This is a genomic window from Streptomyces thermocarboxydovorans, assembly GCF_039524635.1.
Taxonomy (GTDB): domain Bacteria; phylum Actinomycetota; class Actinomycetes; order Streptomycetales; family Streptomycetaceae; genus Streptomyces; species Streptomyces thermocarboxydovorans.
This window is the reverse complement of the sequence record NZ_BAAAGU010000005.1, coordinates 16,166-40,335: the sequence shown is the minus strand read 5'-3', so window position 1 is coordinate 40,335 and position 24,170 is coordinate 16,166. Positions and strand designations below refer to the sequence as shown.

22 protein-coding genes are annotated in these 24,170 nt (G+C 71.8%); 13 read left to right on the top strand and 9 right to left on the bottom strand.

The annotated features are described in order from the left end of the window. Window positions 1-142: 142 nt before the first annotated feature. On the top strand, window positions 143-586 hold the full coding sequence (locus ABD198_RS03300; protein WP_343997783.1) for a GNAT family N-acetyltransferase: 444 nt from the start codon (window positions 143-145) through the stop codon (window positions 584-586). 256 nt (window positions 587-842) lie between these two features. Further along, window positions 843-1,436: a histidine phosphatase family protein gene (locus tag ABD198_RS03295; RefSeq protein WP_343997782.1), complete on the top strand. Its 594-nt coding sequence runs from the start codon at window positions 843-845 to the stop codon at window positions 1,434-1,436. A gap of 19 nt (window positions 1,437-1,455) precedes the next feature. Here the strand turns inward: ABD198_RS03295 and ABD198_RS03290 are convergent, their stop codons facing one another. Beyond that, window positions 1,456-1,896: a DUF6314 family protein gene (locus ABD198_RS03290; RefSeq protein WP_343997781.1), complete on the bottom strand. Its 441-nt coding sequence runs from the start codon at window positions 1,894-1,896 to the stop codon at window positions 1,456-1,458. Window positions 1,897-2,130: 234 nt separating this feature from the next. On the opposite strand from ABD198_RS03290, the gene ABD198_RS03285 reads away from it, so the two are divergent. After that, the gene (locus ABD198_RS03285) at window positions 2,131-2,634 is read left to right on the top strand and encodes a nucleoside deaminase (RefSeq protein WP_343997780.1); all 504 of its coding nucleotides are present in this window, start codon (window positions 2,131-2,133) and stop codon (window positions 2,632-2,634) included. Window positions 2,635-2,718: 84 nt separating this feature from the next. Here ABD198_RS03285 and xdhC read toward each other — a convergent pair whose 3' ends face one another. The 3 genes from xdhC to ABD198_RS03270 are packed head-to-tail and all read right to left on the bottom strand — an operon-like array spanning window position 2,719 to window position 7,413. Continuing rightward, complete coding sequence (xdhC, locus tag ABD198_RS03280; RefSeq protein WP_343997778.1) at window positions 2,719-3,528, bottom strand: xanthine dehydrogenase accessory protein XdhC; 810 nt, start codon at window positions 3,526-3,528, stop codon at window positions 2,719-2,721. Window position 3,529: 1 nt separating this feature from the next. Next, a complete protein-coding gene (xdhB, locus tag ABD198_RS03275) occupies window positions 3,530-5,941 on the bottom strand; it encodes a xanthine dehydrogenase molybdopterin binding subunit (protein WP_343997777.1) in 2,412 nt (803 codons plus the stop codon). Then, the gene (locus ABD198_RS03270) at window positions 5,938-7,413 is read right to left on the bottom strand and encodes a xanthine dehydrogenase small subunit (RefSeq protein WP_343997776.1); all 1,476 of its coding nucleotides are present in this window, start codon (window positions 7,411-7,413) and stop codon (window positions 5,938-5,940) included. Before ABD198_RS03270 ends, xdhB begins: the two co-directional genes overlap by 4 nt. Before the next feature lie 539 nt (window positions 7,414-7,952). Between ABD198_RS03270 and argC the strand changes: the two genes are divergently transcribed. The 5 genes from argC (at window position 7,953) to ABD198_RS03245 (ending at window position 12,872) form a co-directional block, all read left to right on the top strand. After that, window positions 7,953-8,981 carry an N-acetyl-gamma-glutamyl-phosphate reductase gene (gene argC, locus ABD198_RS03265; RefSeq protein ID WP_343997775.1) on the top strand — a complete coding sequence of 343 codons (1,029 nt, stop codon included), beginning with the start codon at window positions 7,953-7,955 and terminating at the stop codon, window positions 8,979-8,981. Between the two features lie 82 nt (window positions 8,982-9,063). After that, window positions 9,064-10,215: a bifunctional glutamate N-acetyltransferase/amino-acid acetyltransferase ArgJ gene (gene argJ, locus ABD198_RS03260; RefSeq protein WP_343997772.1), complete on the top strand. Its 1,152-nt coding sequence runs from the start codon at window positions 9,064-9,066 to the stop codon at window positions 10,213-10,215. After that, window positions 10,212-11,123, top strand: a complete 912-nt coding sequence (gene argB, locus ABD198_RS03255) for an acetylglutamate kinase (RefSeq protein ID WP_343997771.1) — start codon at window positions 10,212-10,214, stop codon at window positions 11,121-11,123. Before argJ ends, argB begins: the two co-directional genes overlap by 4 nt. Continuing rightward, on the top strand, window positions 11,120-12,316 hold the full coding sequence (locus tag ABD198_RS03250) for an acetylornithine transaminase (protein ID WP_343997770.1): 1,197 nt from the start codon (window positions 11,120-11,122) through the stop codon (window positions 12,314-12,316). Before argB ends, ABD198_RS03250 begins: the two co-directional genes overlap by 4 nt. A gap of 7 nt (window positions 12,317-12,323) precedes the next feature. After that, window positions 12,324-12,872 carry an arginine repressor gene (locus tag ABD198_RS03245; RefSeq protein ID WP_343997769.1) on the top strand — a complete coding sequence of 183 codons (549 nt, stop codon included), beginning with the start codon at window positions 12,324-12,326 and terminating at the stop codon, window positions 12,870-12,872. Between the two features lie 160 nt (window positions 12,873-13,032). On the opposite strand, the gene ABD198_RS03240 is transcribed toward ABD198_RS03245, so the two are convergent. The 4 genes from ABD198_RS03240 to ABD198_RS03225 form a co-directional block, all read right to left on the bottom strand. Further along, window positions 13,033-13,773: an FAD:protein FMN transferase gene (locus ABD198_RS03240; protein WP_343997885.1), complete on the bottom strand. Its 741-nt coding sequence runs from the start codon at window positions 13,771-13,773 to the stop codon at window positions 13,033-13,035. A 55-nt stretch (window positions 13,774-13,828) separates the two neighbouring features. After that, window positions 13,829-14,581 (bottom strand): FMN-binding protein, encoded by a 753-nt coding sequence (locus ABD198_RS03235; protein WP_343997767.1) that lies wholly within the window; start codon window positions 14,579-14,581, stop codon window positions 13,829-13,831. 61 nt (window positions 14,582-14,642) lie between these two features. Further along, window positions 14,643-16,025 carry a ferredoxin reductase family protein gene (locus tag ABD198_RS03230; protein ID WP_343997766.1) on the bottom strand — a complete coding sequence of 461 codons (1,383 nt, stop codon included), beginning with the start codon at window positions 16,023-16,025 and terminating at the stop codon, window positions 14,643-14,645. 122 nt (window positions 16,026-16,147) lie between these two features. Then, entirely contained in the window at window positions 16,148-16,852 is a 705-nt protein-coding gene (locus tag ABD198_RS03225; RefSeq protein ID WP_343997765.1) for a L,D-transpeptidase family protein, read from the bottom strand. A gap of 201 nt (window positions 16,853-17,053) precedes the next feature. Between ABD198_RS03225 and ABD198_RS03220 the strand changes: the two genes are divergently transcribed. The 5 genes from ABD198_RS03220 (at window position 17,054) to ABD198_RS03200 (ending at window position 23,104) form a co-directional block, all read left to right on the top strand. Continuing rightward, window positions 17,054-18,247, top strand: a complete 1,194-nt coding sequence (locus ABD198_RS03220) for an argininosuccinate synthase (RefSeq protein WP_343997764.1) — start codon at window positions 17,054-17,056, stop codon at window positions 18,245-18,247. 88 nt (window positions 18,248-18,335) lie between these two features. Beyond that, a complete protein-coding gene (argH, locus tag ABD198_RS03215) occupies window positions 18,336-19,769 on the top strand; it encodes an argininosuccinate lyase (protein ID WP_343997763.1) in 1,434 nt (477 codons plus the stop codon). A gap of 102 nt (window positions 19,770-19,871) precedes the next feature. Then, window positions 19,872-20,843 carry an aldo/keto reductase gene (locus tag ABD198_RS03210; protein ID WP_343997762.1) on the top strand — a complete coding sequence of 324 codons (972 nt, stop codon included), beginning with the start codon at window positions 19,872-19,874 and terminating at the stop codon, window positions 20,841-20,843. Between the two features lie 99 nt (window positions 20,844-20,942). After that, window positions 20,943-21,584, top strand: a complete 642-nt coding sequence (locus tag ABD198_RS03205; RefSeq protein WP_343997761.1) for a TetR/AcrR family transcriptional regulator — start codon at window positions 20,943-20,945, stop codon at window positions 21,582-21,584. Further along, window positions 21,581-23,104 (top strand): MFS transporter, encoded by a 1,524-nt coding sequence (locus ABD198_RS03200; RefSeq protein ID WP_343997759.1) that lies wholly within the window; start codon window positions 21,581-21,583, stop codon window positions 23,102-23,104. Before ABD198_RS03205 ends, ABD198_RS03200 begins: the two co-directional genes overlap by 4 nt. 202 nt (window positions 23,105-23,306) lie before the next feature. Here ABD198_RS03200 and ABD198_RS03195 read toward each other — a convergent pair whose 3' ends face one another. After that, window positions 23,307-23,981: a lysophospholipid acyltransferase family protein gene (locus tag ABD198_RS03195; RefSeq protein WP_167990580.1), complete on the bottom strand. Its 675-nt coding sequence runs from the start codon at window positions 23,979-23,981 to the stop codon at window positions 23,307-23,309. Window positions 23,982-24,170 lie beyond the last annotated feature (189 nt).

Genomic DNA, 24,170 nt, shown 5'->3' with positions numbered 1-24,170 from the left:
TCCGGCGGCCATCACCTGCGGCCCGGGTTGCCCGAGGGCGTCCGGCGGCTGCACACCGCCTGCGAGGAGGTGCTGGAGCGCCCCGTCCAGCACTCGGGATAACCGCTCGACGCCCGTCGGCGCCGCCTGCCAGCATCCGGGCATGACCGAGACCGGGACACCGCGCCTGCCCGAGGGCTACGAGATCTCCACCGACCCCGACCGCATCGACGTCGAGCGCGTGCACCGGTGGCTGTCCACCGACGCCTACTGGGCGCTGGGCCGCCCCCGCGCCAAGCAGGACGCGGCGATGCGGGGCTCGCTCAACTTCGGGGTCTACGAGAGCGTCTCGGGCGAGCAGGTGGCCTACGCACGGGTCATCACCGACCGGGCGACCTTCGCCTGGCTGTGCGACGTGTACGTCGACCCCGCGGTGCGCGGCAAGGGCATCGGCACGGCTCTGGTGGCCGGTGTGCGCGAGGAGCTGCGGCCCTGCGGGCTGCGCCGCATCGTGCTCGTCACCCACGACGCGCACGGCGTCTACGCGAAGCTGGGGTTCCGCACGCTCGAACGGTCCGACGACTGGATGGTGCTCGGCCATGAGTGAGCTTCCGGTGAGGCGCTTGGGGTGAGCCGCCGGTGAGGCGCTTGGAGTGAGCCTCCGGTGAGACGCTGCCGGTGAGCCTCCGGTGAGGCGCGAGTGAGCCTCGAGTGGGGCTCCGGTGAGGACGGACTGCCGGGACAGGGGATTCGGGCCGGTTTGCCTGGTAGGTTCTTACCGGCGAGTAACCCTCGGCGCACTCAGCGTCACGGCCGGACGGGACCTCTTGACCTGGCCACATCCGCGGCTGACGATTCGCCGCATGGCACTTCGGGTCACGTTCGTCGCCGCCGCGGGGAGCTCCTCGGTGCTGGGCGAGCGCTTCGACGACGACCGGCCGCTGGACCAGGCCGGCTGGAGCGAGGTGCAGCGTGTCGCCCATGAACTCCTGCCGCTCGCCGCGGCCGATCTGCGCTACTGCTCCCCGGCCCCGCGCAGCCGGGCCACCGGGGACGGACTGGGCTACGCACCGCTGGTGCAGCTCGCCCTGCGCGACTGCGACATGGGCCGCTGGCGGGGACTGACCCTGGGCGAGGCGATGGCCCGCGAGCCGCAGACGGTGGACGCCTGGCTCGCCGACCCCACCGCCAAGGTGCACGGTGGGGAGTCGATGCTGGAGTTCATCATGCGGGTCGGCGGCTGGCTGGACACCCGGCCCGTGGAGGACGGCTGCCGGATCGTCGCCGTGGCCGAGCCGTCCGTGATCCGCGCCGCCCTCGTCTACGCGCTCAAGGCGCCGCCCGCGACGTACTGGAACCTCGATGTGCGCCCGCTCTCCACGACCACCGTGACGGGCCGGGCGGGCCGCTGGAGCCTGACGCTGGACAGCGTGTCCGCCCAGCCCACCCGGGCGTAGCCGGGACGGTCGTGCCGGGTCAGCCGGCCCGCGCGTAGTCGGTGGTGATCTCCAGGTCCTTGGCGGGGCCGCGCACCCGCCAGACCGTACGCCAGTGGTCCGCGTCCCGGACCGTGAACTCGCCCCGGTACAGGTCCGCCGAGCAGGGGTGGTCGGCGATGTGCCGCCCGCTGCTGAGGTCCAGGTCGTGGAACGGGCGGCCGTCCGCGAACCGCACGTCGGCCGTGCCGTCCGGCCCCGGCAGGAACCGCAGCGTCCGCTCGGCGGGCCGGGCGACACCGCGCCAGATGAAGGTGCCGGACTCCTGGTGCAGCAGGCCGCCCCCGGACTCCGGGCGGAACGCGGTCGTCCCCCGGAACTCGCCCTCGTCGCCGCTCGCCAGGTCCCGCACGGTGCGGGTCACCCGCCAGCCGCCTCGCAGATACGCCAGCGTGTCCGGCACCGGCCAGAACTCGCCCATCCCGCTCCGTTCCCACGTCTGTCACGTTCCGTGCGCCGCGGCGCGTCCCGCCCGTCACCGCCGTGCCGCCCGGACGAGCGGGGGCACCCGGTGTATTTGTAGGACCCTACGAGCCGTCGCCCCGCAGCGGCCCTCGGTTGATGGCTTCGGTCCCTGTTCGAGGCTGATCGGCAGGCTGTGTACTCCTCGTACACGACGTACTCCGGGAAGCGTCGCGATGACAAGGAGCTTGCCATGACCACCCGCACGGCCGAGACCGGCACCCGTGAGTTGGAGCGCGCCTGGATGGAGCGGGCCGTCGAGCTGGCCACCGAGAGCGTCGCGGGCGGCGGCGGCCCCTTCGGCGCGCTGATCGCCAAGGACGGCGAGATCGTCGCCCTCGGCAACAACCGGGTCACCGCCGACCTCGACCCCACGGCCCACGCCGAGGTCAGCGCCATCCGCGCCGCCTGCAAGAAGCTCGGCACCTTCAGCCTGGCGGGCTGCACCCTGGTCACCTCCTGCGAGCCCTGCCCGATGTGCCTGTCCTCGTCCCTGTGGGCCCGGGTGGACCGGATCATCTACGCCGCCGACCGGCACGACGCGGCCGTGGCCGGCTTCGACGACCGCAAGTTCTACGACCTGTTCGAGAAGCGGCCCCAGGAGGCGTGGCCCCTGGAGATCGTGCACCTCGACCTGCCGAACCGCACCCAGCCGTTCGACGCCTGGATCGCCAAGTCCGACCGCATCGCCTACTGACGGGCGACGTACGTACGACGGATGACGAAAGGTGCCCCGCGCCGAGCCGGCGAGGGGCACCTTTCGCGTTCGTGTGCGCTTGCCTCAGCCGCCCTCGGACTCGAAGGTGCGCAGCAGGTCCGCCGCCACGCTCACGGCGATGGTCGCCGGTTCCTTGCCGCCGATGTCCGGCAGGCCGATCGGGGTCTTGATCCGGTCGATGGCCGCGTCGTCGTGCCCGCCCTCGGTGGCCAGCCGCTTGCGGAACCGCGCCCACTTGGCCGCCGACCCGATCAGCCCGATCGAGCCGAGGTGGGAGGTGCGCAGCGCGGCGTCGCACAGGGCCGCGTCCTCGGCGTGGTCGTGCGTCATGATCAGCACATGGGTGCCGCGCGGCAGTTCCTCCAGGACCTCCTCCGGCAGCAGCGGAGTGTGGTGGACATGCACCCGGGCCACCGAGTCGGCCAGCGCCTGGAGCCGTTCCGGAGCCAGGACGTCGGCCCGTGAGTCGATCAGATGCAGATCGAGGTCCTGACGGGCCAGGATGCGGGCCAGTTCGAGGCCGACGTGGCCGACCCCGAAGATCGCCACGGAGCGCACCACCGGCAGCGGTTCGAGCAGGACCGCGACGGTGCCGCCGCAGCACTGCACGCCGTGCTGGTTGGTCACCTTGTCGTTCAGCGCGAAGTCCATCAGCTCCGGCTTCCGCTCGCCCGCGGCGATCATCTCCCGGGCCCGGTCGATCGCCACGGCCTCCACATTGCCGCCGCCGATGGAGCCCCAGGTCTCCCGCTCGCCGACGACGAGCTTGGCACCGGCGTCCCGCGGGGCATGGCCGCGCACGGCCGCGACGGTCACGAGCACGCCGGGCTCCCGGTGTTCCCGCAACCGCGCGACCGCGGCGATCCACGTCATGTCAGGCACCGCTCAGCGCTTCCGCGTCGGCACGGACCCGGCCGCCGGCGCCTTCGACGGCGTGCCCGTTCGCCGGGGCACCTCCCCGGCGGGCGGCCTGGATCGCCCAGTACACCGCCTCCGGTGTCGCGGGCGAGGCCAGTTCCACGGAGACCCCGGCGGGTCCGAAGGCGGCCGCGGCCTGCCGCAGCGCCTCGCGCACCGAGAAGGCCAGCATCAGCGGGGGCTCGCCCACCGCCTTGGAGCCGTAGACCGCGCCCTCCTCGGTGGCGTTCTGCAGCAGCGTGACATTGAACTCCTCGGGCATCTCCGAGAAGCTCGGCAGCTTGTACGTGCTCGCCGCCTGGGTGAGCAGCCGGCCCCGGTTCGGCCCGTCGCCGGTGTCCCAGCGCAGGTCCTCCAGCGTCAGCCAGCCCGCGCCCTGCACGAAGGCGCCCTCCACCTGACCGATGTCGATCATCGGGGAGAGGCTGTCGCCGACGTCGTGCACGATGTCCACCCGCCGGATGCGGTAGGCGCCGGTGAAGCCGTCCACCTCCACCTCGGTCGCGGCGGCACCGTAGGCGAAGTACTTGAACGGCGAGCCGCGGAACCTCTCGGCGTCCCAGTGCAGGCCCTCGGTCCGGTAGAAGCCGGCCGCCGACAGCTGGACCCGCTGGAAGTACGCGGTGCGCACCAGGTCGTCCCAGGCCAGCTCCTTCTCGCTGCCCAGGGCGCGGGCCACGCCGTCGACGATGCGCACGTCCGAGGGGTTGGCCCCGAGCTGGGTGGCGGCCACCTGCAGCAGCCGTTCGCGCAGCTGCTCACAGGCGTTCTTGATCGCCCCGCCGTTCAGGTCCGCGCCCGAACTGGCGGCGGTGGCGGAGGTGTTGGGCACCTTGTCGGTGCGGGTCGGCGCCAGGCGGACCTTGTGCAGCGGGATGCCCAGGGTGGTGGCGGCCACCTGGATCATCTTGGTGTGCAGGCCCTGGCCCATCTCGGTGCCGCCGTGGTTGATCAGGACCGAGCCGTCCTTGTAGATCAGCACCAGCGCGCCGCCCTGGTTGAAGGCGGTGAGGTTGAAGGAGATGCCGAACTTGATGCCGGTGAGCGCGAGGGCCCGCTTGGTGTGCGGGTGCGCGGCGTTGAAGGCGGCGATCTCCCGCTTGCGGTCGGCGATGCCGGCGCTGTCCTTGACCTGCTGCCAGACGGTGGTGAGCCGCTCGGCCTGGGTGACCAGCTGCCCGTACGGCGTGGTCTGGCCCTGGCCCGGCCGGTAGAAGTTGCGCTCCCGCAGCTCCGTCGGGTCGAGCCCGAGCTTCGGCGCGCAGCGGCCCAGGATGTCCTCGATCACCAGCATGCCCTGCGGCCCGCCGAAGCCCCGGAAGGCCGTGTTGGAGACCGTGTTGGTCTTCGCGATGAGGCCGGCGACCCGGGCGTTGGGGATCCAGTAGGTGTTGTCGATGTGGCACAGGGCGCGGGCCAGCACCGGCTCGGACAGGTCCAGGCTCCAGCCGCCGTCCGCGACCAGGGTGGCGTCCAGGGCCTGGATACGGCCCTCGGCGTCGAAGCCGATCCGCCACTTGGCGTGGAAGCCGTGCCGCTTGCCGGACATGGTCAGGTCCTGGGTGCGGTTGAGCCGGAACCGCACCGGCCGGCCGGTGAGCTTGGCGCCCAGCGCGGCGATCGCCGCGAACCCGTGCGGCTGCATCTCCTTGCCGCCGAAGCCGCCGCCCATCCGCAGGCACTGCACGGTCACCTCGTGCGAGGGCACGCCGAGCACATGCGCGACGATCTCCTGCGTCTCCGAGGGGTGCTGGGTGCTGCTCTGGATGAACACCTGCCCGTTCTCGTCGATCTGGGCCAGCGAGGCATGCGTCTCCAGGTAGAAGTGCTCCTGGCCGGAGAACTGGAACTCGCCGGTGAACACATGCGCGGACTCGGCGAACCCGGCGTCGATGTCGCCGGTCTCCATCACGGGCCGGGCACCGTGGTAGCTGCCGGCGGCCATGGCCTCCTCGAGGGTGACCAGGGAGGGCAGCTCCTCCAGCTCCACCTCCACGGCCGCCGCGCCGAGCCGGGCCGCCTCCAGGGTCTCGCCCAGCACCCAGGCGACCGCGTGGCCGTGGAACATGACCTCGTCGGGGAAGAGCGGTTCGTCGTGCTTCATGCCGGCGTCGTTGACGCCGGGCACGTCCTCCTTGGTCAGCACCCGCACCACACCCGGCACCTTCAGGGCGGGCTCGGTGCGCAGCGCGGTGATCCGGGCGTGCGCCTTCATCACCTGCACCGGGTAGGCGTGCAGCACGTCCTTGGTGCGGTACACCAGGTCGTCGGTGTAGAGCGCGGCGCCGGTGACGTGCTGGACGGCGCTCTCGTGCGGCAGCGGGACACCGACGACGGGCTTCTCGGGGCGCTCGGACAGATGGCTCATGACGACACCGCCTCGGTGGTCTGGGTCTGGGCGTACAGCTTCAGCAGGCTCTGGCCGAGCATCGCGGAACGGTAGAGGGAGCTGGCCCGGTGGTCGTCCATCGGCGTCCCCTCGCCGCGCAGCACCCGCGCGGCGGCCTCGGCGCTCTGAGCCGTCCACGGCCGGCCCTCGAGGGCCGCCTCGGTGTCCAGCGCGCGGATCGGGGTGGCGGCCACACCGCCGAGACCGATGCGGGCCTTGCGCACGACCCCGTCCTCGATGTCGAGCGCGAAGGCGACCGCGACGCTGGAGATGTCGTCGAAACGCCGCTTGCCGATCTTGTGGAAGGCGGTCACGGGCGACAGCGGCAGCGGGATGCGCACCGAGCGGATCAGCTCGCCGGGCCGGCGCACGCTCTGCCGGTAGCCGGTGAAGTACTCGGCGAGCGGGACCACCCGCTCACCGTCGGCGTCGGCGAGCACCACCGACGCCTCCAGCGCCAGCAGCACCGGCGGGCTGTCCCCGATGGGGGAGCCGGTACCGAGGTTGCCGCCGAGGGTCGCGCTGTTGCGGATCAGCCGGGAGGCGAACAGCGGGAACAGCTCGTCCAGCAGCGGCACCGTGCCGTCGAGACGGCGCTCGATCTCGGTGAGCGTCAGCGCGGCACCGATCTCGATGTGGTCGTCCGCCACGCGCAGCTCGCGCAGTTCCGGCAGCCGGTCGACGGCGACCACGCAATCGGCCCGCCGGCCGCGGAGGTTGACCTCCACGCCCCAGTCGGTGCTCCCGGCGACCACCACCGCGTCGGGCCGCTCGCGCAGCAGCCGCAGCGTCTCGGCCAGGGAGGCCGGCCGCACGAAGGTGCTGCCGTCGAGGCTGTAGTCGGTGGCTGCGGGCTCGGGCGGGGCCTGCTCGCGGCGCCGGGCCAGCGGGTCGTCCTCGTCGGGCTCCCCGACGGCGAACGCGGCGTCGCGGATCGGGCGGTAGCCGGTGCAGCGGCACAGGTTGCCGCTCAGCGCGTGCAGGTCGAACCCGTTGGGGCCGTGCTCCGGGTCCGTTCCGCCGTCCTGGTCCGGGTGCGCGCAGCGGTCCGGGCGGTAGTACTCGGCGGCCATGCTGCAGATGAAGCCGGGTGTGCAGTAGCCGCACTGGGAGCCGCCGCGGACGGCCATCTCCTGCTGCACCGGGTGCAGCGCGGGCGGGGTGCCCGGTGCGCCCTGGGCGGCGAGGCCCTCCGAGGTGACGATCTCCTGACCGTCGAGTGCCGCGACCGGAACCAGGCAGGCGTTGACCGCCACCCAGTCGGTCGGCTTGTTCACGCCGGGACGGGCCACCAGGACCGAACAGGCACCGCACTCACCTTCGGCGCAGCCCTCCTTGGTGCCGGTCAGACCGCGCTCACGCAGGAAGTCCAGCGTCGTGGTGTGCGGCGCGGCCGGCGCGATCGGTGTGTCTTCTCCGTTGACCGTGATCCGCGCAGTTGTCTTTGCCAATGTTCAGGCAGCTTTCTGTGCTCGGTGCGCACCGGATGAGGGGAGCGGGCGCTACAGGGGCATGTGCCGGGACGGCTCATGCCGTGCCGATGAAGGAATTTCCGAAGTAGCGGGGAGGCGCGGAACGTGCCACGCGGGCGCGCATGCGTCCCGTGCGGAGGACACATTCGTGCCACGAGCGGGCACTAGGGAAACGGCGCGTTCAGCTGCCGTGAGCGATACGACCCGGAACCCAGACCGTGCGGTGGGCGAGACGACCCAGATCAGCGTGCCTGTACATCCGCCGGTCGCCTCCTTCCGGTCCTTACGGGGTCGGTTTGCTTCAGAACGTAGTGGCTGCCCTCACACAGGTCAATAGGCCGGCCCCCTGACCAGGCCGGATGCATGACCGAGGCTCTCAGCTCCGCACAGCCTCCGCGATCCGCCGGGCTGCCTGGGCGGGCGTGAGGCGCGTCATGCCGGAGGCCACGGCCTGCGGGAAGCGATTGCATAGATCTGCAGCTCGCCGTATAGTCATGCCTCCGAGGAGGAGGATATTCATGGCGGTACGAGCGGCAGTGGCCGGAGCGAGCGGGTACGCGGGCGGGGAGCTGCTGCGTCTGCTGCTGGCCCACCCCGAGGTCGAGATCGGTGCCCTGACCGGCAACAGCAACGCCGGGCAGCGGCTCGGCGCGCTCCAGCCGCACCTGCTGCCGCTCGCCGACCGCGTCCTGGAGGTCACCACCGCCGAAGCCCTCACCGGCCACGACGTGGTATTCCTCGCGCTGCCGCACGGCCAGTCCGCCGCCGTCGCCGAGCAGCTCGGACCGGACGTCCTGGTCGTCGACATGGGTGCCGACTTCCGGCTGAAGGACGCCGGCGACTGGGAGCGGTTCTACGGCTCCCCGCACGCCGGAACCTGGCCCTACGGCCTTCCCGAACTGCCGGGTGCCCGCGCCGCGCTGGAGGGGTCCAAGCGCATCGCGGTGCCCGGCTGCTACCCGACCGCCGTCTCGCTGGCCCTCGTCCCGGCCTACGCGGCGCGGCTGGTCGAGCCCGAGGCGGTGATCGTCGCCGCCTCCGGCACCTCCGGCGCGGGCAAGGCGCCCAAGCCGCACCTGCTGGGCAGCGAGGTCATGGGCTCCATGTCGCCCTACGGCGTCGGCGGCGTCCACCGGCACACCCCCGAGATGACCCAGAACCTCAGCGCGGCGGCGGGCGAGCCGGTCACCGTCTCCTTCACCCCGACCCTCGCACCCATGCCCCGCGGCATCCTCGCCACCTGCAGCGCCTCCGCCCGGCAGGGCGTGACCGCCGACGCGGTGCGCGCCGCCTACGAGAAGGCCTACGCCGACGAGCCCTTCGTCCACCTGCTCCCCGCCGGCCAGTGGCCGGCGACGGCCTCGGTGTACGGCTCCAACGCCGTCCAGGTGCAGGTCGCTCTCGACGAGGCCGCGGGACGTGTCGTCGCCATCAGCGCCATCGACAACCTGACCAAGGGCACCGCAGGAGGTGCCGTCCAGAGCATGAACATCGCCCTCGGCCTCGACGAGACCACCGGGCTGACGGCCACCGGAGTAGCCCCGTGACCGTCGCGACGGCAGCCGCCGGGCCGCAGACGACGACCGCACCGCCGCACCGCGCGGGCGGAGAAGTGAACGAGGAGACGCAGTGAGTGTCACGGCAGCCAAGGGATTCACGGCGGCGGGCATCGCCGCCGGGATCAAGGAGAACGGGAACCCGGACCTGGCCCTCGTGGTCAACAACGGTCCCCGCCGCGCCGCCGCCGGCGTCTTCACCTCCAACCGCGTCAAGGCGGCACCCGTCCTGTGGTCCGAGCAGGTCCTCAAGAGCGGGCAGCTGACCGCCGTCGTCCTCAACTCCGGCGGCGCCAACGCCTGCACCGGCCCGAAGGGCTTCCAGGACACCCACGCCACCGCCGAGAAGGCGGCCGAGGTGCTCGGCATCGGCGCCGGCGAGGTCGCCGTCTGCTCCACCGGCCTCATCGGCGTCCTGCTCCCCATGGACAAGCTGCTCCCCGGCGTCGAGACCGCCGCCGCCCAGCTGTCCGAGCACGGCGGCGAGAAGGCCGCCATCGCCATCAAGACCACGGACACCGTGCACAAGACGTCCGTCGTCACCAAGGACGGCTGGACCGTCGGCGGCATGGCCAAGGGCGCCGGCATGCTCGCCCCCGGCCTCGCCACCATGCTGGTCGTCCTCACCACCGACGCCGACGTCGACAGCGAGACCCTGGACAAGGCCCTGCGCGCCGCCACCCGGGTCACCTTCGACCGCGTCGACTCCGACGGCTGCATGTCCACCAACGACACCGTGTTGCTGCTCGCCTCCGGCGCCGCCGAAGTCACCCCCGGCTACGAGGAGTTCGCCGAGGCGGTGCGCGCCGTCTGCGACGACCTCGGACAACAGCTCATCCGGGACGCCGAGGGCGCCAGCAAGGACATCAAGGTCGAGGTGATCAATGCCGCGACCGAGGACGACGCCGTCGAGGTGGGCCGCTCCATCGCCCGCAACAACCTCCTCAAGTGCGCCATCCACGGCGAGGACCCCAACTGGGGCCGCGTGCTGTCCGCGATCGGCACCACCAGCGCCGCCTTCGAGCCGGACCGCCTCAACGTCGCCATCAACGGCGTCTGGGTGTGCAAGAACGGCAGCGTCGGCGAGGACCGCGAGAAGGTCGACATGCGCTACCGCGAGGTGCACATCGTCGCCGACCTCGCCGCCGGCGACCAGACCGCCACCATCTGGACCAACGACCTCACCGCCGACTACGTCCACGAGAACAGCGCCTACTCCTCATGACCCATCCCACGCGGAAGCACACCGCCCTCCCCAAAGCGCAGATCCTCATCGAGGCGCTGCCCTGGCTGGTCCGGCACAACGGCAAGACCGTCGTCATCAAGTTCGGCGGCAACGCCATGGTCGACGACGAACTCAAGGCCGCCTTCGCCCAGGACGTGGTCTTCCTGCACCACGCCGGACTCAAGCCCGTCGTCGTGCACGGCGGCGGCCCCCAGATCAGCGCCGCCCTCGACAAGCACGGCATCGTCAGCGAGTTCAAGGCGGGCCTGAGGGTCACCACCGAGGACGCCATGGACGTCGTCCGCATGGTGCTGGCCGGGCAGGTGCAGCGCGAACTCGTCGGCCTGCTCAACCGGCACGGGCCGCTGGCCGTCGGCCTGACCGGCGAGGACGCCCACACCATCACCGCCACCAAGCACCAGCCCGAGATCGACGGCGAGGCCGTCGACATCGGACGGGTCGGCGAGATCACCGCCATCGACACCGGCGCGATCGAGGCGCTGCTCGCCGACGGCCGCATCCCGGTCGTCTCGTCGATCGCCCGCTCCCAGGACGACCACCATGTCTACAACGTCAATGCCGATACGGCGGCTGCGGCACTCGCCGCTGCGCTGGGCGCCGAGACCCTGATGGTCCTCACCGACGTCGAGGGCCTCTACGAGGACTGGCCCAACTCCGACGAGGTGATCAGCCGCCTCACCGCGTCCCAGCTCGAGAAGCTGCTGCCGGAGCTGTCCTCCGGCATGGTCCCCAAGATGGAGGGCTGCCTGCACGCCGTGCGCAACGGCGTCAACACCGCCCGCGTCATCGACGGCCGGGTCCAGCACTCGATCCTGCTGGAGATCTTCACCGACGAAGGCATCGGCACGATGGTCGTGCCCGACGAGGACCCCGAGGGGGAGTCATGAGCAACCAGGAGCTCACCGAGCGGTGGCAGGGCGCGCTCATGAACAACTACGGCACCCCGCGCCTGCCCCTGGTGCGCGGCGCCGGCGCCAAGGTCTGGGACGCCGACGGCAAGGAGTACACCGACTACGTCGGCGGCATCGCCGTCAACGCCCTGGGGCACGCCCACCCGGCCGTGGTGGAGGCGGTGAGCCGGCAGATCGCCACCCTCGGCCATGTCTCCAACCTGTTCGTCGCCGAACCCCCGGTCGCCCTCGCCGAACGCCTTCTGGAACTCTTCGGCCGCGACGGCAAGGTCTTCTTCTGCAACTCCGGCGCCGAGGCCAACGAGGCCGCCTTCAAGATCGGCCGGCTCACCGGGCGCACCCACATGGTCGCCACCGACGGCGGCTTCCACGGCCGCACCATGGGCGCCCTGGCCCTCACCGGCCAGCCCGCCAAAAAGGACCCGTTCCGGCCGCTGCCCGGCGACGTCACCCACGTCCCCTACGGCGACGCCCAGGCGCTGGCCGCCGCGGTCACCGAGGACACCGCCCTGGTGATCATCGAGCCGATCCAGGGCGAGAACGGCGTGGTCGTCCCGCCGCCCGGCTACCTCAAGGCCGCACGGGCGATCACCGCCGCCACCGGTGCGCTGCTGGTCCTCGACGAGGTGCAGACCGGCATCGGCCGCACCGGGCACTGGTTCGAGTACCAGGCGCACGAGGGCGTCCTGCCCGACGTGGTGACCCTGGCCAAGGGCCTGGGCGGCGGACTGCCGCTCGGCGCCACCGTCGCCTTCGGCCGCGCCGCGGACCTGCTGGCGCCCGGCCACCACGGCACCACCTTCGGCGGCAACCCCGTCGCCTGCGCCGCCGGACTCGCCGTGCTGGACACCATCGCGAGCGAGGGCCTGCTGGACAACGTCAAGCGGCAGAGCGAGCGGCTGCGCGACGGCATCGAGGCCCTGAACCGTCCTTTGATCGCCCATGTCCGGGGCGCGGGGCTTCTCCTGGGTATCGTGCTCACCGAGCCGCTCGCACCCCGCATGCAGCAGGCGGCTCAGGACGCCGGCTTCCTGGTGAACGCGCCCGCCCCCGATGTCGTACGGCTGATGCCGCCGCTGAACCTCGGCGACGACGAGGTGGACGCGCTGCTCCGGGCGCTGCCCGGCATCCTCGACGCGACACACGGGGACGGACGATCCGGAGAATGAGACGACGATGAGCCAGGCGCCGCAGGACCGGGGACCGGGCGGGAGCACCGGTCCCGCCGTGCCGCAGACCCGCACCGCACGCCACCGCCGGATCGTGGACATCCTCAACCGGCAGCCGGTGCGGTCGCAGAGCCAGCTGGCGAAGCTGCTCGCCGACGACGGGCTGAGCGTCACCCAGGCGACGCTCTCCCGCGACCTGGACGAGCTGAACGCGGTGAAGATCCGCAACACCGACGGCGACCTGATCTACGCGGTGCCGAGCGAGGGGGGCTTCCGCACCCCGCGCGCGCCGCTGGGGGAGTCGGCCAAGGAGGAGCGGATGCGGCGCCTGTCGCAGGAGCTGCTGATCTCCGCGGAGGCCTCGGCCAACCTCGTCGTCCTGCGCACCCCTCCCGGCGCCGCCCAGTTCCTGGCCTCGGCGATCGACCAGGCCGAACTGCACGACATCCTGGGCACCATCGCCGGCGACGACACGGTGCTGCTCATCAGCCGTGACCCCAAGGGCGGACAGGCCCTGGCCGACCACTTGCTGAGGCTGGCTCAGAACGGGCACTGACCTCCGCAGCGGCCGCCGAGGTGGTCAACGGCTATCGCAGGGCCGGGAGTTGAACGGGAGTCGAATACACGCACGGAAAAGGCCGGGGGCCGCCGTTCGGCAGCCCCCGGCTCCGCGCCCCTCGCCGGGGCGTTCGCGGCCCGGCCGTCCACCTCCCCGCTCAGCCGAGCCGCCCGGCCAGACCCCCCGTCCAGCGCACCTCGTCGCCCGCCGTGATCAGCAGGGCCTCCACGTCCGGCAGCGACTCCAGCCAGGCCAGACCCTCCCGCGACCCCATCGCGAAGGCCGCCGTGGCCCAGCAGTCCCCCCACGTCAGCGACGGGGTCACCACGGTCACCGCCACCAGGTCCGTCACCGCGGAGCGGCCGGTGGTGGGATCGACGATGTGCGCACCCCGCTCCGCCGTGCCCGACGTCGCCACCGACAGCTCCCGCGCCCCCGCCGCCGACACCACCACCGCCGCCAGCCCTCCGGGCCGCAGGGGATCCGCCACCCCGACCCGCCAGGGCCGGTCCTCCCCGGGCGCGCCCAGCAGCTGCACATCACCGCCGCCGTTGACGTTCACCCCGGTGGCGCCCGCCGCCGCGAGCACCCGCGCGGCCCGCTCCACCGCCCAGCCCTTGACGATGCCGGTCGGGTCCAGCCGACCTTCGTAGCGCGGACTGAACCAGCCGTCGCTGACCCGCTCCGCCTCCGCAGCCAGTTCCAGCACCCCGGCGACCTCCGGATCGCACTCGGCGACCGTCAGCTCGCCCCGCGCCAGCCGGGAGATCTGGCTGTCCTCGCGGTAGGTGCTGAACACCTCGTCGACCCGGTGCAGCCCCGCCACCGCTTCCTCGAGCGCCGCCCGCACGGCATCGGGATCCCCGCCGCGGACGTCGAAGGAGAAGACGGTCCCCATCGTCTCCACCACCCGGCGCTCCGCGGCGGGCGCCTCGGCGGCCCCGGTCGCCATGTCAGCCACCCGCCTTGTCGAGCGCCGACTGCAGGGACTTCTTGTATCCGGCGCTGGTGTAGGTGGCTCCCGAGACGGCGTCGATGTCGGCGTTGCCGGCGGTGACCGCGGCCTGGTTGAGCTTGGGGATGGCGTTGGAGGTGATCTGGTCGCTCTGGCCGCCCTTGGGGGCCTGGACGGCTTCGGCCTTGGTGATCTTTCCGCCGGCGACGGTGATGCGGACCTGGACGGGGCCGTACTGGGTGTTGGCCACGTCTCCGGTGACCGTGCGCGCCTGCGCCTCGCCGCCACCGCCGCCGCCTGCCGCGGCCCTGGCCTTGTCCAGGGCCGACTGGAGCGACTTCTTGTATCCGGTGCTGGTGTACGTCGCCCCGGACACCGCGTCGATGTCCGCGCTCTGCGCCTCGATCGCCGCCTGGTTGAGCTTCGGGATCGCGTTGGAGGTGATCTGGTCGCTCTGGCCGCCCTTGGGCGCCTGGATCGCCTCGGCCTTGGTGATCTTCCCGCCGCTGACGGTCAGCCGTACCTGCACCGGGCCGTACTGGGTCGTGGCCGCGTCCCCGGTGACCGTGCCGTCGCCGATCGGCTGCGAGCCGCCCTGCGGCGACTGGGCCGCGGCCGGCGGGGCCGCACCCCCTGCCGCCTCGGCCGCGCCCGGGTCCGAGGCCGGCTTCAGCGACAGCAGCAGCACGATCCCGGACACCGTGGCGGCGGTGGCGAGCACGGCACGCCGGACGGGGTGAGACTTCCTCATCGTTTCTCGAGCTCCTGAACTGTGTCCTGATGGGGTGGAGAGAACGTGGCCGGCCCGTCGCTCACATCTCGAACGACTCGTGGTGGATACGGCGTGCCGGGACACCCGCGCCGCGCAGCGCCTCGTACACCTGCTGGGCGAAGCCGGGCGGCCCGCACATGAACACGTCGTGCTTGTCGACGTCCGGGATCTTCCGCTTCAGGCTCTCCGCCGAGATGTCCGGCCGCTCCCCGTCGGGGCTGTTCACCGCGTACATCAGCCGCGCCCCGCGCTCGTCGGCGATCTTCGCCAGCTCGTCCCAGAGAGCGAGGTCCTGCGTGCTGTTGGCCCGGTAGAGCAGGGTGATGTCACCGGCGGCGCCCGGCAGGGTCTCGAACAGCGCCCGCATCGGGGTGATGCCGACCCCGCCCGCAACCAGCAGCACCTTGCCGCGGCTGCGCCGCTGGGCGGTCAGCGCGCCGTATGGGCCCTCCGCCCACACCCGGGTGCCGGGCTCCAGCTCGCGCAGCCGGGAGCTGTGGTCGCCGATCGCCTTCACGGTGATCCGCAGCAGATCGGGGCGGGGCGCCGCCGACAGCGAGTACGGGTGGGAGCTGAACCGCATCCCCGGAGCCAGGAACCGCCAGCGGAAGAACTGCCCGGCCTCCGCGCCGATCCGGTGCAGCCGGCGCCCGCGGATCAGCACCGACACGATGCCCGGCGTCTCCTCGATGACCGCCTCGACGCGCATCCGGTGCCGCAGGTTCAGCCGGATCGGGGTGAGGATCCGGTACCACAGCACCATCGCGGTGACCCCGCCGTACAGCCCGTACCAGAAGGTCTTCGCGGACGGCTCGACGGCGAACTCGTTGCCGGTGGTGATCTGGTGCCAGAACGTCAGATACACCGCCGCGTAGGTCAGCAGGTGCACGTGGTACCAGCCGTCGTACGGCAGCTTCCGCCGGATCGGGCCGATGGAGATGAAGGCGATCACGAAGAGCAGACCGGTGCCGATGGCGGCCTTGCCCATGTCGGGCAGCGTGTTGATGGAGGTGATGGTCTGGTCGACGATGTCGCCGAGTGACTTGCCCGCCTGGAGCGCGTAGCCCCACATGGTGAGGAAGACATGCGCGATGACCAGGCTGACGGTGTAGCGGCCGCTCATCGCGTGCCAGCGGGCGACCCGGTCCGAGCCGACCCGGCGTTCCAGAGCGGGCACCCGTGCCATCTGCAGCACCACCAGGGCCATCAGATAGCCGGCCAGCAGACCGGTGATCCGGCCCGCGGCGACGATCTTCCCGGTGGTGTCCGCGATGGACGGGGTGTTGCTCCACCACAGCCACAGCACGGCCACCGCGCCCGCACCCACGGCGAGCAGCAGCGGCACGGCAGGGGAGCGGCGCGGACGGATGCGGCGCATCGTCTGGCGGCGGGCGGCGCGGCCGCCGGCGAGCGTGGTGGTCACGGTGCCTCCGTGGGGACTTGACCCTTGGCCCACAGATACGTGCCGTGACGCCCGAGTGTTCAGACGTGATCGAGGTACTGGTGAGCTGCGTAGCCGGTTCAGTACCGGGTGATCGCCGCGGTTCAGTACCGGGTGATCGCCGTGCGGCCGGATTCCGTGCCGATCGCGAGATGCGGGGCGCGCACGGGGTCGGCCCAGCGCAGGATCCGGCGCATCGCGTCCTTCGGCACCGACACGCATCCCGCGGTCGCCCCGCGCCCGTCGACGTGCAGGAAGATGCCGGCACCCCGGCCGCGCACCGGGCGGTGGTAGTTGAAGGCGACGACCAGGGCGTGGGCGTACTGCGTGCGATAGGTGATCAGATGCTCGGCCTCCGTGGCCCGGCAGTCCGCCGCCCGCGGCTCGGTCCAGCGGTTGTAGCGCCGTGAGCGGTTGTCCTGGCACCACCAGGAGTCCGCCCGTACGGGGCGGTAGCTGTACCGGGTCCCGCGCGGCGCCGCCTCGGTGCCGAAGGCGTACGGCAGCCCGTACAGCCCGGTCGGTGTGGTGCTGGTGCCCTGCCGCCGCGCGGTGCCCTCCACCAGCCCCTTCGCTCCGAAACCTGCCGGTGCGGAGCCGGCCGCCACCCAGCGTCCGCTCTTCCGGTCCCACCAGGTGAGCGTGCCCTTCGTCGAGCCCGCCTTCGGCGCCACCGCGGTGATCAGCTGCGAGCCGCCCCCGGTGTCCGCCATCCGGTCGGGCAGCGGCGCGGACGGCCGCGCGGCCCCGAGCGCGAGCAGCGACAGCGGGGCGAGCACGGCGGCGAGAAGGCGGGCTCCAGGGCGCATGGCTCAGACCGTAGACGGCGGCATCGGCGGCGGCAGCCCGGATGGTCCGTCCAGGTCCGCCCAGGTCCATCCGGGGGTCCGTCCAGGTCCGGGCGGGGCGCTCCGGGTGGTCCGGGCGGGGCTCTCCGGGGGTCGATTGACGAATCATGCGGACTCCTGCATACTCATGCAGGTCAGCGAATGCACTGTGAGGAGAACCCCGTGACCGAGCGCGTCGTACTCGCCTACTCAGGCGGTCTGGACACCTCCGTCGCCATCGGCTGGATCGCCGAGGAGACGGGCGCCGAGGTCATCGCCGTTGCGGTCGACGTCGGCCAGGGCGGCGAGGACCTGGACGTCATCCGCAAGCGCGCGCTCGCCTGCGGTGCCGTCGAGGCCGAGGTCGCGGACGCCAAGGACGAGTTCGCCGAGGAGTACTGCCTCCCGGCGATCAAGGCCAACGCCCTCTACATGGACCGGTATCCCCTGGTCTCCGCCCTGTCCCGGCCGACGATCGTCAAGCACCTCGTCGCCGCCGCCAAGAAGCACGGCGCCACCACCGTCGCCCACGGCTGCACCGGCAAGGGCAACGACCAGGTCCGCTTCGAGGCCGGCATCGTGGCCCTCGCCCCCGACCTCAAGTGCATCGCCCCGGTCCGCGACTACGCCATGACCCGCGACAAGGCCATCGCCTTCTGCGAGGAGAAGGGCCTGCCGATCGCGACCACCAAGAAGTCGCCGTACTCCATCGACCAGAACGTCTTCGGCCGGGCCATCGAGACCGGCTTCCTCGAGGACATCTGGAACGCCCCGATCGAGGACATCTACGAGTACACCCAGAACCCGGCCGCCGCGCGCGAGCCGGACGAGGTGATCATCTCCTTCAAGGAGGGCGTCCCGGTCGCCATCGACGGCAAGCCCGTCACCGTGCTGCAGGCCATCCAGCAGCTCAACGAGCGGGCCGGTGCCCAGGGCGTCGGCCGGATCGACATGGTCGAGGACCGGCTCGTCGGCATCAAGTCCCGCGAGGTCTACGAGGCCCCCGGCGCGATCGCCCTGATCACCGCCCACCAGGAGCTGGAGAACGTCACCGTCGAGCGGGAACTCGCCCGCTACAAGCGGCAGGTCGAGCAGCGCTGGAGCGAACTGGTCTACGACGGCCTGTGGTTCTCCCCGCTGAAGCGGGCGCTGGACGGCTTCGTCAACGAGGCGAACCAGCACGTCACCGGCGACATCCGGATGACTCTGCACGGCGGCCGCGCGGTGGTGACCGGACGGCGCTCCGAGCAGTCGCTCTACGACTTCAACCTCGCCACCTACGACACGGGCGACACCTTCGACCAGTCCGCGGCGAAGGGCTTCATCGACATCTACAGTCTGTCGGCGAAGATCGCGGCCAAGCGCGACCTGGGCTGAGCGCCACCACGCGGCGCACCGCACGGGGGCGGGCCGGCTGCGGCCGGTCGCGCCCCCGTCCATCACCATTCCTTGAGGAGCACAGTCAGTGAGCAGCAACAGCGGTGACGTACGGCTCTGGGGCGGACGGTTCGCCGATGGGCCCGCCGAGGCCCTGGCCAAGCTGTCCGCCTCGGTCCACTTCGACTGGCGGCTCGCGCCGTACGACATCGCCGGTTCCCGAGCGCACGCCCGCGTGCTGCACCGGGCCGGGCTGCTCACCGAGGACGAGCTGACCCGCATGCTGGCCGGGCTCGACCAGCTCGAGGCCGACGTGGCCGACGGCACCTTCACCGGCACGGTCGCCGACGAGGACGTCCACACCGCCCTGGAGCGCGGCCTGCTGGAGCGCCTCGGCCCCGAGCTCGGCGGCAAGCTCCGCGCCGGCCGGTCCCGCAACGACCAGGTGGCCACCCTCTTCCGGATGTATCTGCGGGACCACGCCCGCATCATCGGCGGCCTGATCGCCGACCTCCAGGACGCGCTGATCGGCCTCGCCGAGGCACACCCGGACGTGGCCATGCCCGGCCGCACCCACCTCCAGCACGCCCAGCCGGTGCTCTTCGCCCACCACGTCCTCGCCCATGTGCAGGCCCTGTCCCGGGACGCCGAGCGGCTGCGCCAGTGGGACGAGCGCACCGCCGTCTCCCCGTACGGATCCGGCGCCCTGGCCGGCTCCTCCCTGGGCCTGGACCCGGAGGCGGTCGCCGCGGACCTCGGCTTCGAGCACGGCAGCGCGGCCAACTCCATCGACGGCACCGCCTCCCGCGACTTCGTCGCCGAGTTCGCCTTCATCACCGCGATGATCGGCGTGGACGTCTCCCGGATCGCCGAGGAGGTCATCATCTGGAACACGAAGGAGTTCTCCTTCGTGACCCTGCACGACGCCTTCTCCACCGGCTCGTCGATCATGCCGCAGAAGAAGAACCCGGACATCGCCGAGCTGGCCCGCGGCAAGTCCGGCCGCCTCATCGGCAACCTCACCGGCCTGATGGCCACCCTCAAGGCCCTCCCGCTCGCGTACAACCGCGACCTGCAGGAGGACAAGGAGCCGGTCTTCGACTCCATCGACCAGCTGGAGATCCTGCTCCCCGCCTTCACCGGGATGATGGCCACCCTCACCGTCCACCGCGAGCGCATGGAGGAACTGGCCCCGGCCGGCTTCTCCCTCGCCACCGACATCGCCGAGTGGCTGGTCCGGCAGGGCGTGCCCTTCCGCGTCGCCCACGAGGTCGCCGGCGAGTGCGTCAAGGTCGCCGAGGCGGAGGGCAAGGAGCTGGCCGACCTCACCGACGAGCAGTTCTCCAAGATCTCCCCGCATCTCACCCCGGAGGTCCGCTCGGTCCTCGACGTGCCGGGCGCCCTCGCCTCCCGCAACGGCCGGGGCGGCACGGCCCCGAGCGCGGTCGCGGTCCAGCTCGCGGAGGTGAAGCAGGACGTGGCCGCCCAGCACGCCTGGGCCACGGCACGCAAGCAGAGCTGACGGACGCGCGGGACACCGGGCGCGCCGAGCGAGCCGACTCGAAGGGCATCGCGGGTTACGTTGGTCGGAAGCTGAACCGGAACCGACCGATCGGAGCCCTCGGTGCCCTTCGCGCGACTGGCCACGGCAACCACCCCCACCTGCCACATCGGACTGGGCCTCGCCGCCGTCGGCCGCCCCGGCTACATCAACCTGGGGCGCGACCGGGACCTCGGGGAGGAGCGGACCGTGGAGGCCCTGCGCGCCCGCACCCATGAACTCCTCGACGCCGCCTACGCCCAGGGCGTCCGCTACATCGACGCCGCCCGCTCCTACGGCCGCGCGGAGGAGTTCCTCGCCGACTGGCTCGCCGCCAACCCCGGCATCGACGACGTCGTCATCGGCAGCAAATGGGGCTACACCTACACCGCCGACTGGTCCACCGACGCCGAGCACCACGAGATCAAGGACCACTCCCTCGCCACCTACGAACGCCAGCGCGCCGAGACCGACGCGCTGCTCGGCGAGCGGCTCGACCTCTACCAGATCCACTCGGTGACCCCGGACAGCCCCGCCCTCACTGACAAGAAGCTGCACGCCAAACTCGCCGAGGCGGCGGCCGGCGGCCTGACCGTCGGTATCTCCACCAGCGGTCCGGCCCAGGCCGACGCCATCCGCGCCGCGCTCGCCGTCGAGGCCGACGGCAAGCCCCTGTTCCGTACCGTCCAGGCGACGTACAACCTGCTGGAGACCTCCGCCGAGCCCGCCCTCGCCGAGGCCCACGACGCCGGGCTCACCGTCATCGTCAAGGAGGGCATGGCCAACGGCCGCCTGGCCGACCCCCACGCCCCGCAGATCCTGCGCGACGTCGCCGCCGAGACCGGCCTGGGCTGCGACGCCGTCGCCCTCGCCTGGATCCTCCGCCGGCCCTGGGCCGGAGTCGTCCTCTCCGGGGCGGCCACCGTCGTCCAGCTCACCTCCAACCTGCACGCCCCGGCCGTCGACCTCACCGACGAGCAGCTGGACCGCCTCGCCACGCTGACCGAGGACCCGCACTCCTACTGGCAGCACCGCGGCAGCCTGCCCTGGCACTGAGCCACTCTCAGCACTCTCCCAGCACTCTCACCTGTCGACCTCTGAGAGTCGCACGCCTCGAGTGAGACACGAATGTCTCACATGGTCTATCCTCGTCTCATGGCTGTCGATCGTGACCATGTGCTGCGCAGCGCCGCGGCCCTGCTGACCCGCAAATCCACCGCGACCATGGACGAGGTCGCCAAGGCCGCCGGAATCAGCCGCGCCACCCTGCACCGGCACTTCGCCGGACGCGACGCACTCGTACGGGCGCTGGAGGCCCTGGGCATCGCCGAGTGCGCGGCCGCCCTGGAGGCCGCCCGCCCGGAGGAGGGCCCCGCCGAGGACGCCGTGCGGCGCCTGGTCGCCGCGATCGAACCGCAGGCCGGCCTGCTCGCCTTCCTCTACACCGAGAACCAGCTGTTCGAGGGCGAGGAGCAGAACGAGGGCTGGGCCAGGATCGACGAGCGTATCGCCGCCCTGTTCCGGCGCGGCCAGGAGAGCGGCGAGTTCCGCATCGACCTCACCCCGGCCTGGCTTACCGAGGCGCTCTACGGCCTGCTCGCCTCCGCCGCCTGGGCGGTGACCGAGGGCCGCGTGGCCCCCAAGGACTTCACCCGCATGGTCGTGGAGCTGCTGCTCGGCGGCACCCGACGCCAGAACGACACCGCACCGAGGAAGGAACCGAGGAAGGAACCGAGGAAGGAACCGAGGAAGGAACCGAGGAAGGAACCGAGGAAGGAACCGAGGAAGGAATCATGACCAGCACCCTGCAGCCGGCCGACAGCACCGAGGCGGTGAAGCGGCCCGGACGGTGGCTCGCGCTCAGCGTGCTGGTGCTCGCCGTGCTGCTGGTGGCCGTGGACGCGACCGTCCTCGGCCTCGCCACCCCGTACATCAGCGAGGACCTCGAGCCCACCGGCACCCAGCTGCTGTGGATCGGGGACGTCTACTCCTTCGTGATCGCCGGTCTGCTGGTCTCCATGGGCAGTCTCGGCGACCGCATCGGCCGCAAGCGCATCGTGCTCCTCGGCGCCACCGCGTTCGGCGCGATATCCGTGCTGAACGCCTACGCCACCAGCCCCGAGCTGATGATCGTGGCGCGGGCCCTGCTCGGGGTTGCCGGCGCGACGCTGATGCCGGCCACGCTCGCCCTGATCCGCAACCTCTTCCACGACCCGCGCGAACGCAGCCTCGCCGTGGGCATCTGGGGCGCGGCCGCCTCCGCCGGTACCGCCATAGGCCCGATCCTGGGCGGCTTCCTGCTGGAGCACTTCTGGTGGGGCTCGGTCTTCCTGATCAACCTGCCGGTGATGGCCGTGCTGGTCCTCGTCGGCATCAGGATGCTGCCCGAGTCCAGGAACCCCAGCCCCGGCCCCTGGGACCTGCTCAGCGTGGTGCTGTCGCTGGTCGGCATGACCGGCCTCGTCTACGCGGTGAAGGAGGCCGCGGCCCACGGCGTCACCTGGACCACCGCGGCCGCCGCCCTGCTCGGCGCCGCCGCCCTGCACGGCTTCGTGCGCCGCCAGCTGACGCTCCCCGTACCCCTGCTGGACATGCGGCTCTTCCGCCACCGCGGGTTCAGCGGGGCGGTCCTGGCGGACCTGCTGACCATCCTCGGCCTGTCCGGCCTGGTGTTCTTCCTCTCCCAGTACCTGCAACTCGTCCAGGGACGGCGCCCCTTCGAGGCCGGCCTGGCCGAACTGCCCGCCGCCCTCGGCGCGGTGGCCGCCGGCCTGGTCGCGGGCAGGGCCGCCCGCCGCTTCTCGGTGCGCTCGGTCGTCTCCGGCGGCCTCGCCGCGATCGGCCTCGCCCTGGCCGTGCTGACGGTCATCGGCCAGTCCACCGGCTACCCCCTGCTCGGGACGGCACTGCTGGTCGTCGGCCTGGGCGCCGGCTTCTCCTTCACGGTCACCGCCGACGTGATCCTCTCCAGCGTGCCCAAGGACCAGGCGGGCGCGGCCTCCGCCGTCTCCGAGACCGCCTACGAACTCGGCGCCGCCCTCGGCATCGCCGTCCTCGGCTCCATCGTGACCGGCGTCTACCGCGACTTCACCGGCCCGGCGGGCACCCCGCCCGCCGCCCACGAATCCCTGGGCGGCGCAGTGGAAGCGGCCACGCACATGCCCGCACAGACCGCGGCCCCCATGCTGGAAGCGGCCCGGCAGTCCTTCGTCGACGGCCTCACCCTCGCAGCCGGCGCAGGCGCGGCAGTCCTCCTCGCCGCCTCAGCAGCAGCCTGGTTCATGCTCCGCAACGAACGCCTGGAGACCCACCCCTGAGGGGCGCGGGGCGCCTTGACAGCCAACGTGCGCGCGGTTCCCTCAGGGGCGCGGGGAACTGCGCGACCAGCCCACGCCGGCCCGCAGGGGACGATTCACCGCAACCCATCCGAACCAGGGGCGCGAGGAACCGCGCACCCAAGCCACGCCAACCCGCGCCAAAAGCCAACCCCAGCTCAGCGAACCGGCCAAACCAGCGGAGCTAGGCCGCCTGCTTGGCCTTACTGGCGTACATGTCCACATACTCCTGCCCGGACAGCCGCATCACCTCGGCCATCACCGAGTCGGTGACCGCCCGCAGCACATACCGGTCCCGGTCCATCCCCTCGTACCGGGAGAACTCCATCGCCTCACCGAAACGGACCGTCACCCGCCCCGGCCGGGGCAGCCCCCTCCCGCCCGGCTGCAGCTTGTCCGTCCCGATCATCGCGAACGGCACCACCGGCGCCCCCGTCATCAGCGTCAGCCGCGCGATGCCGGTACGGCCCCGGTACAGGCGCCCGTCGGGCGACCGCGTGCCCTCCGGGTAGATCCCGAAGATCTTGCCCTCCTCCAGCACCCGCCGCCCGGTCATCAGCGCCGCCACACCGCCCCGGCCGCCGTCACGGTCGACCGGGATCATGCCGACGCCGGTGAAGAACCAGGCCATCAGCCGGCCCTTCAGCCCCTTGCCGGTGACGTACTCGTCCTTGCCGATGAAGAAGACCTGCCGGTCGCAGACGAGCGGGAGGACCATCGAGTCGATGAAGGTCAGATGGTTGCCGGCCAGGATGACCGGACCCTCGGCCGGGATGTGCTCCGCGCCCTCCACCTTGGGGCGGAACATCAGGCGCATGATCGGGCCGAGCACTGCCTTGATGAGCGCGAAGCGGGACAACGGGCCCTCCGGTGGGAAGCGGACGTCGATGGATGCCGTATTGAGTCTGTGCAGGTGAGGACATTACTCGCGGCCCAGGCGGTTGCGCACATCGGGCTCACGGGCTTAACCGAGGTCTTACTCACTGTTGACGCGGGTTCACCTGCGGCCGCCCGCCGCACCAGCCGTGTGACATGTCCGTCACGCTGT